The 13,491-nt window shown below is 64.3% G+C and carries 13 protein-coding genes; 5 read left to right on the forward strand and 8 right to left on the reverse strand.

Features of this window, described 5'->3' with window-relative positions; all coding sequences use genetic code 11:
* Positions 1-10: 10 nt before the first annotated feature.
* A complete protein-coding gene (gene otsB / locus A3E1_RS0111570) occupies positions 11-2,539 on the reverse strand; it encodes a trehalose-phosphatase (RefSeq protein ID WP_020520929.1) in 2,529 nt (842 codons plus the stop codon).
* Positions 2,536-3,966 (reverse strand): alpha,alpha-trehalose-phosphate synthase (UDP-forming), encoded by a 1,431-nt coding sequence (locus A3E1_RS0111575; protein WP_020520930.1) that lies wholly within the window; start codon positions 3,964-3,966, stop codon positions 2,536-2,538. The genes otsB and A3E1_RS0111575 overlap by 4 nt, the downstream gene beginning before the upstream one ends.
* A gap of 39 nt (positions 3,967-4,005) precedes the next feature.
* Here A3E1_RS0111575 and ettA point away from each other — a divergent pair, with 39 nt between their 5' ends.
* The 4 genes from ettA to A3E1_RS0111595 all read left to right on the forward strand — a co-directional run bounded on the left by ettA (position 4,006) and on the right by A3E1_RS0111595 (position 7,399).
* Positions 4,006-5,682: an energy-dependent translational throttle protein EttA gene (gene ettA / locus A3E1_RS0111580; protein WP_020520931.1), complete on the forward strand. Its 1,677-nt coding sequence runs from the start codon at positions 4,006-4,008 to the stop codon at positions 5,680-5,682.
* Positions 5,682-6,086, forward strand: coding sequence for an acyl-CoA thioesterase (locus A3E1_RS0111585; protein ID WP_085952230.1), 405 nt, complete (start codon positions 5,682-5,684; stop codon positions 6,084-6,086). Before ettA ends, A3E1_RS0111585 begins: the two co-directional genes overlap by 1 nt.
* A complete protein-coding gene (locus A3E1_RS39900; RefSeq protein ID WP_020520933.1) occupies positions 6,074-6,625 on the forward strand; it encodes a hypothetical protein in 552 nt (183 codons plus the stop codon). Before A3E1_RS0111585 ends, A3E1_RS39900 begins: the two co-directional genes overlap by 13 nt.
* Before the next feature lie 201 nt (positions 6,626-6,826).
* On the forward strand, positions 6,827-7,399 hold the full coding sequence (locus A3E1_RS0111595; protein WP_157631459.1) for a type III secretion system chaperone family protein: 573 nt from the start codon (positions 6,827-6,829) through the stop codon (positions 7,397-7,399).
* Positions 7,400-7,509: 110 nt separating this feature from the next.
* Here the strand turns inward: A3E1_RS0111595 and A3E1_RS0111600 are convergent, their stop codons facing one another.
* The 4 genes from A3E1_RS0111600 to A3E1_RS0111615 form a co-directional block, all read right to left on the reverse strand.
* Positions 7,510-8,748 (reverse strand): hypothetical protein, encoded by a 1,239-nt coding sequence (locus tag A3E1_RS0111600; RefSeq protein WP_020520935.1) that lies wholly within the window; start codon positions 8,746-8,748, stop codon positions 7,510-7,512.
* A gap of 23 nt (positions 8,749-8,771) precedes the next feature.
* A complete protein-coding gene (locus A3E1_RS0111605; protein WP_020520936.1) occupies positions 8,772-9,161 on the reverse strand; it encodes a globin in 390 nt (129 codons plus the stop codon).
* 9 nt (positions 9,162-9,170) lie between these two features.
* A complete protein-coding gene (locus A3E1_RS0111610) occupies positions 9,171-10,493 on the reverse strand; it encodes an MFS transporter (protein ID WP_169454392.1) in 1,323 nt (440 codons plus the stop codon).
* A 118-nt stretch (positions 10,494-10,611) separates the two neighbouring features.
* Complete coding sequence (locus A3E1_RS0111615) at positions 10,612-11,613, reverse strand: mechanosensitive ion channel family protein (RefSeq protein WP_020520938.1); 1,002 nt, start codon at positions 11,611-11,613, stop codon at positions 10,612-10,614.
* Between the two features lie 157 nt (positions 11,614-11,770).
* Between A3E1_RS0111615 and A3E1_RS0111620 the strand changes: the two genes are divergently transcribed.
* On the forward strand, positions 11,771-12,298 hold the full coding sequence (locus A3E1_RS0111620) for an HNH endonuclease (RefSeq protein WP_026208334.1): 528 nt from the start codon (positions 11,771-11,773) through the stop codon (positions 12,296-12,298).
* A 4-nt stretch (positions 12,299-12,302) separates the two neighbouring features.
* On the opposite strand, the gene A3E1_RS39905 is transcribed toward A3E1_RS0111620, so the two are convergent.
* Both A3E1_RS39905 and A3E1_RS48370 read right to left on the reverse strand, forming a co-directional pair.
* Positions 12,303-12,911 carry a class F sortase gene (locus tag A3E1_RS39905; protein ID WP_020520940.1) on the reverse strand — a complete coding sequence of 203 codons (609 nt, stop codon included), beginning with the start codon at positions 12,909-12,911 and terminating at the stop codon, positions 12,303-12,305.
* Positions 12,908-13,417: an LPXTG cell wall anchor domain-containing protein gene (locus tag A3E1_RS48370; RefSeq protein ID WP_040390775.1), complete on the reverse strand. Its 510-nt coding sequence runs from the start codon at positions 13,415-13,417 to the stop codon at positions 12,908-12,910. The genes A3E1_RS39905 and A3E1_RS48370 overlap by 4 nt, the downstream gene beginning before the upstream one ends.
* Positions 13,418-13,491: the final 74 nt, after the last annotated feature.

The following is a 13,491-nucleotide window of genomic DNA, read 5'->3' on the forward strand; positions in this document are numbered from 1 at the left end:
AGCAGCGGTGTCAAGCGGATAACAGCTGTGCGCAGCGGATCAAACCCAAGTGGGAGTAGGCCTGTGGATGGTTGCCGAGCCCACGCTCAAGGTCGGGATCGTATTGCTCTGGCAGCAGCCCGGTTGGCCCGGCCGTGGCGAGCAACTGCTCGAACAGCTCCTCGGCATCGGCCCGCCGTCCCGTGCGCAGGTAAGCCTCGATGAGCCACGCCGTGCAGATGTGGAAGCCACCCTCCTTGCCCGGCATGCCGTCGTCCCAGTGATAGCGGTAGACGGTCGGGCCACTGCGCAGTTCCGACTCAACACGAAGGACCGTTTCCAGGAATCGCGGGTCGTCATTGGGCAGCAGACCGGACAGTCCAATCCAGAGACTGGACGCGTCCATTTCCGTTGAGCCGTAAGCGACCGTGTAAGCCTGGGTGGTGTCGTTCCAGCCCTGGTTGAGCACGTTCTCGGCGATCCGGTCACGCAACTGTTCCCAGTCTGGGTTGGTGTCGCTCGTGTGCCGCGCCATCACCTTGATCGCGCGGTCGACCGTCATCCAGCACATCACCTTGGAGTAAACGTGATGCCGCGGTGGGAGCCGCGCCTCCCACAGGCCGTGATCGGGCTCGTGCCAGCGCTGCGCCACGGCGTAGACCATGGCCTCCAGCACCCGCCACTCTTCGTCTTTGACCTTGCCGCGCTTGTCCGCCACTGCCATCAGCACATCCGCCACCGGGCCGAATACGTCGAGTTGCAGTTGCTTGTTCGCGGCGTTGCCCACGCGCACCGGCCGGGAACCCGCGTAGCCGGGGAGCGTCTCGATCACGGCCTCCGGGCCGAGCTCGTGTCCGTCCACGGTGTAGAGCGGGTGCAGCCGCTCCGGGTGCCCATCGGTGTGCTCCAGGCAGACCCCCACCCAGCGCAGGAAGTTTTCCGCCTCCTGCACCGACCCGAGATCCGTCAGCGCCTTGACCGTCATCGCCCCATCGCGCAGCCAGCAGAACCGGTAGTCCCAGTTCCTAATGCCGCCAAGGGTTTCCGGCAGTGACGTGGTGGCCGCGGCCAGCACCCCACCGCCTTCGAAGTGGCACAGCCCGCGCAGGGTGAGCGCACTTCGCAACACGAGTTCACGTTCCCTCGACGGAAGGTCAAGCGAACTGGCCCACTCGCGCCAGCCACGTTCGGAGGTCTCCAGACGCTCCTCTGTGGACAGTGCCGGTGGCGACAGGTCGTGCGTGCGCATCCGCAGATCCAGCAGCACTTCACCGCCAAGCTTGCCCACGTCGATCGTCGCCCGCGCGACATCGTGCCCCGCGTCGAGCGACACCTCCCAGTCGACACCGGGAGAGTAGAGCGTCATGTGATCGCTCGTGCCCAGAACCAGCAGCCCGTCTCCGAGCTCCTGCAAGCGCACGGGCACCTGGCCGAATTCCGGGCGCGGAGCGAACTCCACGACCGCCACGGTGTTGCCCGTGATCCGGCGCAGCAGGTGATCACCGTCGAGCCAGTCCGTCACGCTCAGCCCGGGCCACCTGGTTTCCACCGTCATGGTGCCCGGGCGGTACCGCTGCCCGAGAGGGTGACCTCCGCGTTGCGAGGAGACCGTGAAGTGCCCGGCCGGGGCACCACCTAGCAGATCGGCGAACAGTGCCGCCGAATCAGGCCGTGGGTGACACAGCCAGCTGATGCGGGCATCCGGCGTCACCAGAGCCACGGTGTTGCCGTCGGCCAGCATCGAGTGCCGCTCAATGGGCACCGCGCGCTCGCCATAGAGCCAATTGCGCCGCGTCTCGAGCAACAGGGCCAGCACGCGGACCGCCTCGAGCGGGTCAACGACGCGGTAATGCGCCGCGGACTCGCCGTTGCCGACCTTGATGCCAATGTCCTTTCCGGACAGTGCGCGGAAGGCGTCCTCATCGGTCACGTCGTCACCGATGAACAACACGCCACCCGCCGACACCTGCCGGCGCAGTTCCTCGATCGCGGTGCCTTTGTGTGTCGCCAGCACCGCGAGCTCGATCACTTCCTTGCCGAGCTTGGTGTGCACACCCGCCCATTGCGCCGGGCCCGTGCTCACAGCGTCCACCATGGACTCGGTGACCGTGGGCGTAGCGGTCCGGGTGTGAACGGCTATCGACGCGGGTTTGGGCTCAAGGCGTACCCCCGGGTGGCCTTTCGCAAGATCTTCAAGCGTTTCTAGGAGACGTCGCCGTAGCTCTGTTAGTTCCGGCTCAAGCCGGGCTACGAAGCCGACGTCGAATTCGGAGCCATGGCTGCCAACGAGATGCACCTCGCTGGGCAGCCGTGACATGGCGGCCAAATCGCGCAGGGCGCGCCCCGAGACCACGGCGACCGTCGTTTGTGGAAGTGCGGCCAGCGACCGCAAGGCCGCCACCGCCTCCGGCAGCGGCGCTGCCGCCGAAGGATCTTCCACAATCGGCGCGAGCGTGCCGTCGTAGTCACAGGCCACGAGGAGCTGCGGGATGCGGGCTAACTGGGTGATGGCCGAGCGCAGTTGTGCCTCGAACCCATCACGATCCAAGTCAATCGTCATAAGCGGTTCTTCTCCGTGCCACCGATCTCGGCCAGGGAATCCAAGAATTCAGATGCCCAGGCTGCCACGTCATGTTTACGCAAATGTCTCTGCATGATGGACATCCGGCGCCGCGCTTCACCCTCGTCGACCGTCACGGCACGCATGAGCGCGTCCTTGACGCCATCGAGATCGTGAGGGTTACACAGAAACGCCTGGCGCAATTCCCCTGCCGCACCGGCGAACTCGCTGAGCACAAGTGCTCCGCCGTTTTCAGCCCGGGCCGCCACGTATTCCTTGGCTACCAAATTCATGCCGTCCCGCAGAGGTGTCACCATCATTACGTCGGCCGCGCAATAGAGCGCGGCCAGTTCGCTACGACTGTACGACTGATGCAAGTAATGCACCGCCGGCACGCCGACTTTCCCAAAGTCGCCATTGATGCGGCCGACTTCACGTTCCACTTTGACCCTAAGCGCTTGATAGTGCTCTACCCGCTCCCGGCTCGGAGTAGCCACTTGGACCATCACTGACTCCGGAACGGACAGTTTGCCGTCGGCTAGAAGTTCGCGGAACGCTTTGAGCCGGTGTTCGATGCCCTTGGTGTAGTCAAGCCGGTCCACGCCGAGGATGACCGTCTTCGGGTCGCCGAGCTCGGCCCGGATCTGCTTGGCCCGCTCGCGCACGAGCGGATTGTCGGCCAGGCGCTGCATTTCCGCGAAATCGATGGAGATCGGAAAGGCCTCAGCTTTTACCTTGCGGCCTTCATATTCGAGGGTGCTACCAGAATAGGGGGTACCAAGTAAGTGCTTGGACAGGCGCAAAAAGTTCTGTGCCCCCAAGCGTTGCTGGAACCCGACGAGGTCGGCGCCCAGCAGGCCGCGCAACACTTCGGCCCGTTGCGGCAGTTGCATGAACAACTCGATCGGGGGAAACGGGATGTGCAGGAAGAAGCCAATGAGCAGATCGGGCCGCTGTTCCCGCAACATCGCCGGAACGAGCTGAAGCTGATAGTCCTGCACCCAGACGGTGGCACCGGGCGCGGCGACCTTGGCTGCCGCGGCGGCGTACCGGCGGTTCACCTCGCGGTAGGTGTCCCTCCATCGCCGGCGGAAGATCGGCGGCTCCACGTTATCGTGGTAAAGCGGCCAGATAGTCGCGTTTGACTGTCCTTCGTAGTACCGTTCGACTTCGTCTTCGGAAAGGGACATTGGCACCAGCTTGATCCCGTCGACCTCAAACGGGTCGGGGGCCGGGCCCGGTGTTCCGGACCAGCCGATCCAAGTCCCCTTGTGCTCAGCGAGCACGGGATGAAGGGCGGTTACAAGACCGCCGGGGCTCGGGCGCCATCGCCTGCCGCCGCTGGTTCGGGAAGAAGGTGTGTCGTCGGTCACCTCATCGACTGGGAGACGGTTAGCGACCACGACAAACGGACTACCTTGGACCATCCATTCAGCCTACTAAGAGCATCTGGGAAGATTTCTACCGTGGCTCAGTTCATTTACACGCTTGAAAAGGCACGCCGGGCGCATGGCGACAAAGTCGTGCTCGACAACGTGACCCTCAACTTCTTGCCTGGCGCCAAAATCGGCGTGGTTGGCCCTAACGGCGCGGGTAAGTCCAGCCTGCTGCGGATCATGGCGGGCGACGATCACCCGTCCAACGGTGAGGCACGTCTCATGCCGGGCTACACCGTCGGCATGGTGGCGCAGGAGCCGAAGCTCGACGAGTCACTGACCGTTCTTGAGAACATCGAGCTCGCCGTGGCTGACACCAAGGCGAAACTAAATCGCTTCAACGAGATCGCTGAACTGATGGCGACCGACTACTCCGACGCGCTCATGGACGAGATGGGGCGCCTGCAGGAGGAACTCGACCACGCCGACGCCTGGGACCTCGACTCGAAGCTTGAGCAGGCGATGGACGCGCTGCGCTGCCCGCCCGGTGACGCGCTTGTCGCGCCGCTGTCCGGTGGCGAGAAGCGCCGTGTGGCGCTGTGCAAGGTGCTGCTGGAGCAGCCTGACCTGCTGCTGCTCGACGAGCCCACGAACCACCTCGACGCCGAGAGCGTGCTGTGGCTAGAGCAGCACCTCGCCAAGTACCCGGGGACGGTCATCGCGATCACCCACGACCGGTACTTCCTGGACAACGTCGCCCAGTGGATCCTCGAACTCGACCGTGGCCGCGCCTACCCCTACGAGGGCAACTACTCCACCTACTTGGAGAAGAAGGCGCAGCGCCTCTCGGTTGAGGGCCGCAAGGACGTCAAGATGAAAAAGCGCCTCACCGAGGAACTCGAGTGGGTGCGGTCCAACGCCAAGGCGCGCCAGACCAAGTCCCGTGCGCGTCTTGACCGCTACGAAGAGATGGCGGCCGAGGCGGAAAAGACCCGCAAGCTCGACTTCGACGAGATCCAGATCCCGGCCGGGCCGCGTCTTGGCAGCACCGTGATCGAGGCCAAGAACCTGACCAAGGGCTTCGGCGACCGGGTGCTCATCGAGAACCTGTCGTTCTCGCTGCCGCGCAACGGCATCGTCGGCATCATCGGCCCCAACGGTGTCGGTAAGACCACGCTGTTCAAGACGATCGTCGGGCTGGAAAAGCCAGACTCGGGCGAGGTCAAGGTCGGCGAGACGGTTTCACTGTCCTATGTGGACCAGACCCGCGCCGGTCTTGAGGGCAAGAAGACCCTCTGGGAGGTCGTCTCCGACGGCCTGGACTTCCTGATGGTCGGCAAGGTGGAAATGCCTTCCCGTGCCTACGTCGCCGCGTTCGGCTTCAAGGGACCGGATCAGCAGAAGCCGGTCAACGTGCTCTCCGGTGGTGAGCGCAACCGCCTGAACCTCGCGCTGACGCTCAAGCAGGGCGGCAACGTGCTGCTGCTCGACGAGCCGACAAACGACCTCGACGTGGAAACACTGTCCTCTTTGGAGAACGCGCTCCTGGAATTCCCCGGTTGCGCTGTGGTCATCTCCCACGACCGGATGTTCCTCGACCGGGTCGCCACGCACATCCTCGCGTGGGAAGGCGATGACGAGAACGAGGCCAAGTGGTTCTGGTTCGAAGGAAACTTCGACGCCTACGAGAAGAACAAGATCGACCGTCTGGGTGCTGAGGCGGCCCGCCCACACCGCGTCACCCACCGCAAGCTGACTCGCGACTGATCCCCGTGCGCTATACGTACCACTGCGCGCTGCGCTGGTCCGATCTGGACGCCTACGGGCACGTGAACAACGCGCGCTTCCTCACCCTTTATGAGGAGGCGCGCGTTGCCATGATGTTCATCGGGGCGCGGGAAGCTGGGCTGACGTCCTTTGAAGAGGGCATCGTCATCGCCCGGCACGAAGTGGATTACCTGCGTCCCGTGGACTACGGCGATCCGGTGCGCATCGAGCTGTGGATCGACGAGATTCGCCCGTCGCGGTTCACGGTCGCCTACGAGCTGTTTGACGGCGACCTGCTCGCCAGCAGAGCCCGTTCCGTGTGCGTTCCATTCGACTTGGACAGACAGCGCCCACGGCGGCTCACAGACGAAGAGCAGACTTTCCTCAAGCCATGGCAGATCTAGCCGTCTTCCGCGCCCAGTTGCTGCGCTTCGACCCGGCGGCGCTGGTGCGCGTGCAAGACGGTCTGGCGTGGGCGAAGCTGCCCTGGGACGTGTTCGTCGGCGTTGCCTGCGATGCCCCAGAAGGGGTCATCTCAGCGGTCGATGGTTCCGCTGCGGACGGCCAATGGCGCGGGGCACTGCCTCCTGTCTCCGCCCCGGCGGTGGAGTCCATTCCGGCGTCCGCATTGAAGAGCGCCGCTGCCGCGGCCGCTAAAACGCTCCGTGAGATGACCGGGCGGGCCGGAGAACGGGCGATTCGTGACGCCCTGCTGGACCACATCGTGGTACGCGGAGAGTCCGATGTGGACGGCACGCCTTTCGCTGTGCCGCAACGGCTTGTGCAAGCCATGGTCCGGATGGATCTGCTCGGCTCCGCGGCGGTGACCGTGCGCGTGAGCGGCCCCTGGACCGGCCTAACCTCCGAACTTGGCTTGGCGTTTTACCGCCTCGGTAATCCATTGTCTGTTCGGCCGATAGTTAATCAAGCGTTCGGCCGGTAGGGCTCATACCTTTGGACACCACCCGTCGGTAAGGGGCTGACGAAAGCGGGGCCCAACGGGTAGCCTCACGCCTCGGGATCTACTGAGGGTAGGCAGGCGGCTCCACTCAGCTGATGAAGCGGTCCGATTTGCATACCTGAATTTGTTGTTCACGGGGGGAGGCGGCTTCTTTGCATTTGCTGGGAGAAGGGGGCGTGAACGATGGCATGGTGGTCGTGGCGATGGTCAGACCAGCCGGGGCGGACCGAGGTTGCGCGTGAACGGGTGGTCCCACCGCGACGCGAATCGATCTATTGTCCAGATGATCTATCGAGTCTTGATGGATTGCCATCTATTCCTATGGAGAACGATATCAACCCGCCGGTCAGTTTGCGGCGGGTCGCCTGCACACTGGACCTGCTAGACGTTCGCCATTTGTCCGACGGTGAATCTAGCTTGCTGGCGTTGTGGGAACGGCACGCGCTGCTATTCGGCATCGAGGGACCAGACGACGAGATCCTCGTCATCCGGGCCCGGCCACACGCGACTGTCCCACCTGAACTGTCCGAATTGGCCTATCGCGCCGTAAACGAGTGGAACCATGCCCGCCGGTTCGCCAAGGCATATGTTGGCGACCCGACCGAGCGCGGTCAGCTGCCTATCTTCGCGGAGTGGCAAGTGCCCATGCGCTCAGGCATCCACGACGCGTTGCTGCTCGAAATCGTGGACACCGCCAAATCAGTCTCGACGACGTTCGTCGACTGGCTGCACGGCGACGGTGGCCTGTTGTTCTAGTGCGAAGAATTGGGGCTTCGCACTTTGCCGGATCGTGCCGCTCGAAGGTGCTATGCACCCGAGGAAAGCGGCGCTGCGCACTTCCCATCGTGCGGCGCCGAAGCTGATTCTCAGCCGGCGCCGGGGAAGAGCCCGATTCGGCCGTGATACTCGCGGGCGAGCTCGTCGGTGTCAGAACCGGCGAGCAATCCCTTGCTCGTCAACGCGAACGCGCGTACGCCGACACCCCGGCTGCGCGTTGGATTCCAGTCCAGGGCCTTGCCCGAGACCGGGTCCAAAGCAGCCAGACCCGGCCGGTCCACCGCGCCGGGCCCGGCCGACTCGTGCCCATACGGGTTGTCCATCCAGCGCTGGTGGCCACCGACGTAAACCGCTGAGTCCGAGATCTCAACGGCGTAAAGCGAGTCGCCGCCGGTGTGGTTGACCCACGTGGGTTTGACTTCATCGTCGGCGTAGGTCTCAAAGCGCGACGCGGTGTCGCAGAGCTTCAGCACGCTGTTTTGCCGGCCGGTCGTCACGATGACGAAGTAACTGCCGTCAGGCGCGAAATCAACGGCCCGCATGTAGGTGTCGAAGCCCGCACGGCACGGGCGGTTGAAAGCGTCCGTCCACCAAGGAGCGAGCACCGGCTCGCGCCCCGTCAGATCGAACATGGCGGCCTGAACGCGGAAATCCCCACCGGCCTCCGTCATCGCCCCGATCGCGATCAGACGGTCGCCCTGAGGCGATACGGCGATGTCTTCCACTTTGACCCGCCCGATCTCCGGAGCGGACAGTCGCGCGTCGAAGGCGTCCACGGCGCCCGTGCGTGGATCCAGCTTCGCCAGGCCGCTGCGTTTGACCCCGTTGATAGCCGAGAAGGTGCCACCAACGTAGAGCGAGCCATTGGTGTACTCGATGCCCCGCACATCGCCCCAGTCCACCGCGGCCGTGAACTCCGCCACCGGCTGCCCCGTCGCTAGGTCGAGTTGCGTGATCCCACGCTGATCGCGGTCGCCGACGCGGTGAAACCTGCCGCCGACGTAAACCGTGTTGCCTGGTCCCGGTTCAAGCGACATCACGGAGCCGTCCAGCCAGGGCTCAAAACTCAGAATCCGCCCGGTACTCAGGGAGAACGCGAACAAATACCAAAGTTCGCGGACCGGACCGCCGTCGCTTTCCGTGACCCCGGTGAAGTCCCCGCCCACGACGACGGTGTCGCCGACCGTCGTGATCGCACGGACCTGCCCGTCCATGACGTGCGGCGTCCAGTCCACGGGATCTTCGCCAACGGTCCATCCCGGAGTGGCTGTCGCTGGCACAGCGAAAGCTAGGAGCAGGACACTGAGGGCAAGCACAATCCGCCGCATAAACGGCTTAACGAACGAGGGTCCTACTCCGTGTTCACCATGAAGAAAGCCGCGCGCTCCAAGTAGTCCCAGAGCATCTTGTCGAGTTCGGGGGACAGCTCCAGCACGCTGACCGCATGGCGCATGTGCTTGAGCCACGCGTCACGGGCCGCCGCGTCCACGACGAAGGGCATGTGACGCTGGCGCAGCCGGGGATGGCCTCGCTCTTCGGAATACGTCTTGGGGCCGCCCCAGTACTGCATGAGGAACAGCCGCAGGCGGTCCTTGGCCGGGCCGAGGTCTTCCTCGGGATACATCGGGCGCAGCAGGGGATCGTCGGCCACCCCGGCGTAGAACTCGTCGACGAGCAGCCGGAACGTGTCTTCACCGCCTAGGGCGGTGTAGTAGTCAGCAGGGGTGGCATCAGCGGTCACGCCCCAAGGTTATCCGGCCGCTGTGGCCTGGTTCAGCCGCCGGGCACGCTCGATGGCGGCCGTGAAGAGGTCTTTGCTCGGCCAGAAGATGACGGCAGTGAGCAGCACCACGCCAAAGGCGGCTAGTCCCCACCAGCCGACGACCACCGGGAGGACCGAAGCGGGCATGGCCAGGCTGCCGATCGCGAGCACCGAAGCGCCCTGGATCACCTGAAGCCCGCTCTGCACCACCCCAAACGCCCGTGCGCGGTGAGTCGACGGGAGTGCTTGCACGAACATGCCGTTGGCGGTCGGCAGCACTCCGGCGACAGCGATGCCGGTGGAGGCACCGATCAGGCACACGACTGGCAGAGAGGGGCTGAGCAACGCTGGAATGAGCGTCAGCGGGGCGATGAGCGCCAACGGGCGCACCAGCCGCTGGCGTGCCGCCGGAGGGACCAGACGGCCGATGAGCAGACCGCCGACGATGAACCCGGCGCCGTGCGAAACAGTGATCAAAGTCTGATAGAGGCTGTGCTGGCTCTGGCTTGACGGTTCCAGGCTGTCAGCCCACACCACGGCCATGCCTTCTTGCACGGCGGCGACGAGCATGAGGGAAAACACCAGCAGCGTGATCGCGCGCAGCGCTGGCGTGCCAAAGACGACCCGGAATCCATCGCCCGTCTCACGCAGGATGTTGCGCCGTTCGTCCCCGGCGGCCACCGCGGGCCGTCGTTTGATGAACATCATGATCAGGATGCCGGAGACCCCGAATGTGGCGGCATTGATGAGCAAGGCCATCCGCGGATCGATCGCCGCGAGCACGCCACCGGCGCTGTATCCGGCGATCTGGGCCGCCTGCGCCATGCTCGCCTGCACGGACACGCCAACGACGAGCCGGTCGCCGGTCAGCAGCGTGGCCACGAGAGCCGACCGCGACGCTTCGTAGGGCGGATTGCCAAGGGCGGTAAGGAAAAGGAGCCCGATCATCGCCCACACCGGCAAACCGGGCAGAGCCACCAACGCGATCGTGACCATGCGCGCGAAGTCACTGAAGATCATCACACTGCGCCGGGGCAGCCGCTCGGCGACGGCCGTGAGCACCGGCCCGATGACGATCCAGGGTGCGTAACTGATCGCGAACGCCGCTGCGGTCACCACGGGTGACTGGGTCTGGTGGAAGATCAGCGCCGCGACCGCGATCTTGGCGAGATAGTCACCGACCCACGACAGGACGGTCGCCGAAAAGAGCGCACGATACTCGCGGATCGCGAACACTTCACGAAAGGTTGCCTGACGCTCCGGGTTCGGTGGTTCGCTGGGTGCAGAGCTGGTGCTTACGGGGTGTGGCACCGGCTATCCTCCATTGATCATGATGAGCACACTGCACCTGGGGATGAGTCATCGTGACGCACCCTTGCGCCCCTTGACTGCCGTGATTCTGCCCGATTGGCCGATGATGCGCTAGCCCCTATGGCTGACGAGGTGACTCATCGGGGGAGGACGGCCTAATGACCCGGCCTGCCTGCATTTGTGCCGTGATTCCGGAGGAGTTCAGGGCCTCGGTGAGACGCAATCTCAGCTCCCGCTGAACGTCGATCTGGCGCTCGGAGGGAGTCTTGCAGATGACCCGCATGATCGTGCCATCGATGGTGATCTGCTCGACTCCGGCCAGGTAGGGCGGCTCGATGAAGTCGTTGGCGTGGACCGGGTCGGCGGCATAGGTGTCGATGGCCTGGCGCAGCACGACCGACGCTTCCTCGACCGAGGCGAAGCCGATCGGAACATCGATGAGCAGCTGGGCCCAGCCCTGGCTCTTGTTGCCGATCCGGATGATCTCTCCATTGCGGACGTACCACAGCACGCCCCGGGCGTCGCGCAGCGTGACCGTCCGCAGGCCCACGGACTCGACGACACCGATCGCCTCGCCGGTGTCGATGACGTCGCCGACCCCGTATTGATCCTCCAGCAGCATGAACAGCCCGGCGATCATGTCCTTCACGAGTGTCTGCGCCCCAAAGCCCAGTGCGACACCGGCGATGCCGAGGCTCGTCAGAAGCGGCGCCAAGTTGAACCCGAACAGGTCGAGCACCATCAAGAACGCGATCGAGAAGACGATGACCGTGACGACGCTTTTGAGCACCGAGCCGATCGCCTCGGCCCGCTGGCGCCGGCGCTCCGGCACGAGTCCCGGAGCCGGGGCCGGCATCTTTTCACGCAGGGGACGCAGGAACGCTGGAACACGCCCGGCCGCGGTGCGCTCCACGATTTTGTTGATGGAGTGGTTGAGCAGGGCCCGCACGATCATCGCGAACAGGAGGATGAGCAGGATCCGCACAGGCTGGACCACGAGGTAGTAGCCGCCGTCGGTCAGCCAGTTGTCGCCGACCCAGTTATAGATCTGCTGACATACCTTGTCATCGGGGCGGCAAGCGGAAGACGGGGAAGTACTCGGCACGGGCTCCAGGCGCATACCTACTGTGGTACCGCATCGGCCGCCTTAAGGGTTAGTTGGCCCCCCGGACATTTTCGGCAAATGCCATATTCATCGGCGGTCTGCGAATTTGTTGGTGCAATAGTGGCATCAATCAGGGACGATGGTCACAGGTTCGAGCGGAAGGTTAAAGCTGATGCCTGACATACGACCCATACCGAGCTCGGTAGCGCTGCTATTAAATGCCACCTACGAGCCGCTGTGTGTCGTGTCAGTGCGAAGAGCCGCGATCCTTGTCCTATCGGGAAAAGCCGTCTGTGTCGCCGATGGTGATGGTGTGCTGCACAGTGCCCGGCGCGAGGTGCCGGTGCCGCTCGTGATCCGGCTTTCCCGTTACGTGCGCGTGCCCTACCGCGCTCACGTGGGCCTTTCGCGCAGAGCCATTTTCGCCCGTGATGGCGGGCGATGCGTTTACTGCCAAGGGTCGGCGGAAACGATAGACCATGTACACCCCCGATCCAAGGGCGGTGAGCACGCGTGGGACAACGTGGTGGCCGCCTGCGCCAAATGTAACCACCACAAAGGTGACAAGACGCTAGCCGAACTCGGCTGGCGTCTCGCCGTTAAGCCCACCGTGCCGCATGGCAACGCCTGGCGGATCCTCGGGCACCGCGTGCCCGATCCGCGTTGGGCCAACTGGCTAGAGCCCGCGCTAAGCCTTTAAGCGCCTAGGCCTTGTGCGAGCTGACCAGGCTCGCGAAAACGATGACGTTGTCGGCGTAGCCGGTTTCACCGCCGACCCATGCGCCGCCACACGTGATGAGCCGCAGCGAAGGCCGGCTGAAGTCTTGGTACACCCGGGGAACTGGCACGTGGTCCTTGTTGAACTGCTCGACGGAATTCACCTCGAACACAGCCACTTGCCTGTCCCGGCGCACGATTTCGATTTTCGCGCCGGGCGTCAGCTCCTTGAGCCGGTGGAACACGGCCGGTTTGTCTTTGGTATCAACGTGTCCCACGATGACCGCAGGGCCGAATTGGCCCGGCGTCGGTCCTTCGCGATACCACCCGGCCTCGTTGCGCAGGTTCAGCGACGGGGTCGCGATCGTCCCGTCCTTGTCCTTGCCAACGCCGTGCACGGGTGCCGCTACACCGATCGCGGGGATGCGGATTTTGGAGGGCGGGCTAGGGTCCAGGACCGGAAAGTCATGCGGCGGCGCCTTGCTGTCAGCCTGGAAGAAGCTCTTGAGGCTAAAGCCATGCTGGCGGCCGATTCCAATGCCGACACTGAACAGGCCGGCGACCACTAGCAGCGCCGCGAGCGGCTTGAGCTTCACGACGAGGCGGACTCGCGGCGCCTGCGCGCCACAAACAACATCAGGCCACCAGCCAAGGCGATCACGCCACCCGCGCCGATCATCATGTTGGTGGTGCCGGTGCCGCCGCTGGCCAGATAACCGCCGCCCGTCTTGGGACCGCGCGACTTGAAGTCGTTGTTGACGACGTTCAGCGTTGTCGTGGCGGTCTGCTGGCTTGGGCAGGTCAGCCGCACCTTGTACGCCCCGGCCGCGGTGTTGCCCGGGACGGTGGCCCGTCCACGATGCAGGTATTTGCCGTTGCGGTCAGGAGTGGGGGTAATGGTCACGACCCCGAAAGCGTCGGAGCTGACCGTGGCGGGGTTGACGTTGTCGCCGCAGTTAGCTTCGATCTCGACCTGATAACCAGCCTGGATGGTGCTCGGCGTGATCCGGAGGTACTCCCCGTCGGCGTACGCCGGGACAGGTGCTGCCAATAGGGCGGCGGCACCGGCTGTCACGGCGAAGGCCCGTAGTACAGACCGCATCATTCCCCCTCGAAAAGGACTTCTAGTGACCAAAGCATCTCATTGCGGCACGGATGTGAGCTGGGAAACGTGAA

The organism is Catelliglobosispora koreensis DSM 44566 (assembly GCF_000379685.1).
GTDB classification, from domain to species: Bacteria; Actinomycetota; Actinomycetes; order Mycobacteriales; family Micromonosporaceae; genus Catelliglobosispora; species Catelliglobosispora koreensis.

What these genes read in the sequence shown, in the direction of transcription:
- A3E1_RS0111620 (WP_026208334.1), top strand. Translation starts at nt 11,771, where the DNA reads ATGCCTGACATACGACCCATACCGAGCTCGGTAGCGCTGCTATTAAAT.
- A3E1_RS0111575 (WP_020520930.1), bottom strand. Translation starts at nt 3,966, where the DNA reads ATGGTCCAAGGTAGTCCGTTTGTCGTGGTCGCTAACCGTCTCCCAGTC.
- otsB (WP_020520929.1), bottom strand. Translation starts at nt 2,539, where the DNA reads ATGACGATTGACTTGGATCGTGATGGGTTCGAGGCACAACTGCGCTCG.
- A3E1_RS39900 (WP_020520933.1), top strand. Translation starts at nt 6,074, where the DNA reads ATGGCAGATCTAGCCGTCTTCCGCGCCCAGTTGCTGCGCTTCGACCCG.
- A3E1_RS0111595 (WP_157631459.1), top strand. Translation starts at nt 6,827, where the DNA reads ATGGCATGGTGGTCGTGGCGATGGTCAGACCAGCCGGGGCGGACCGAG.
- A3E1_RS0111615 (WP_020520938.1), bottom strand. Translation starts at nt 11,613, where the DNA reads ATGCGCCTGGAGCCCGTGCCGAGTACTTCCCCGTCTTCCGCTTGCCGC.
- A3E1_RS48370 (WP_040390775.1), bottom strand. Translation starts at nt 13,417, where the DNA reads ATGCGGTCTGTACTACGGGCCTTCGCCGTGACAGCCGGTGCCGCCGCC.
- A3E1_RS0111600 (WP_020520935.1), bottom strand. Translation starts at nt 8,748, where the DNA reads ATGCGGCGGATTGTGCTTGCCCTCAGTGTCCTGCTCCTAGCTTTCGCT.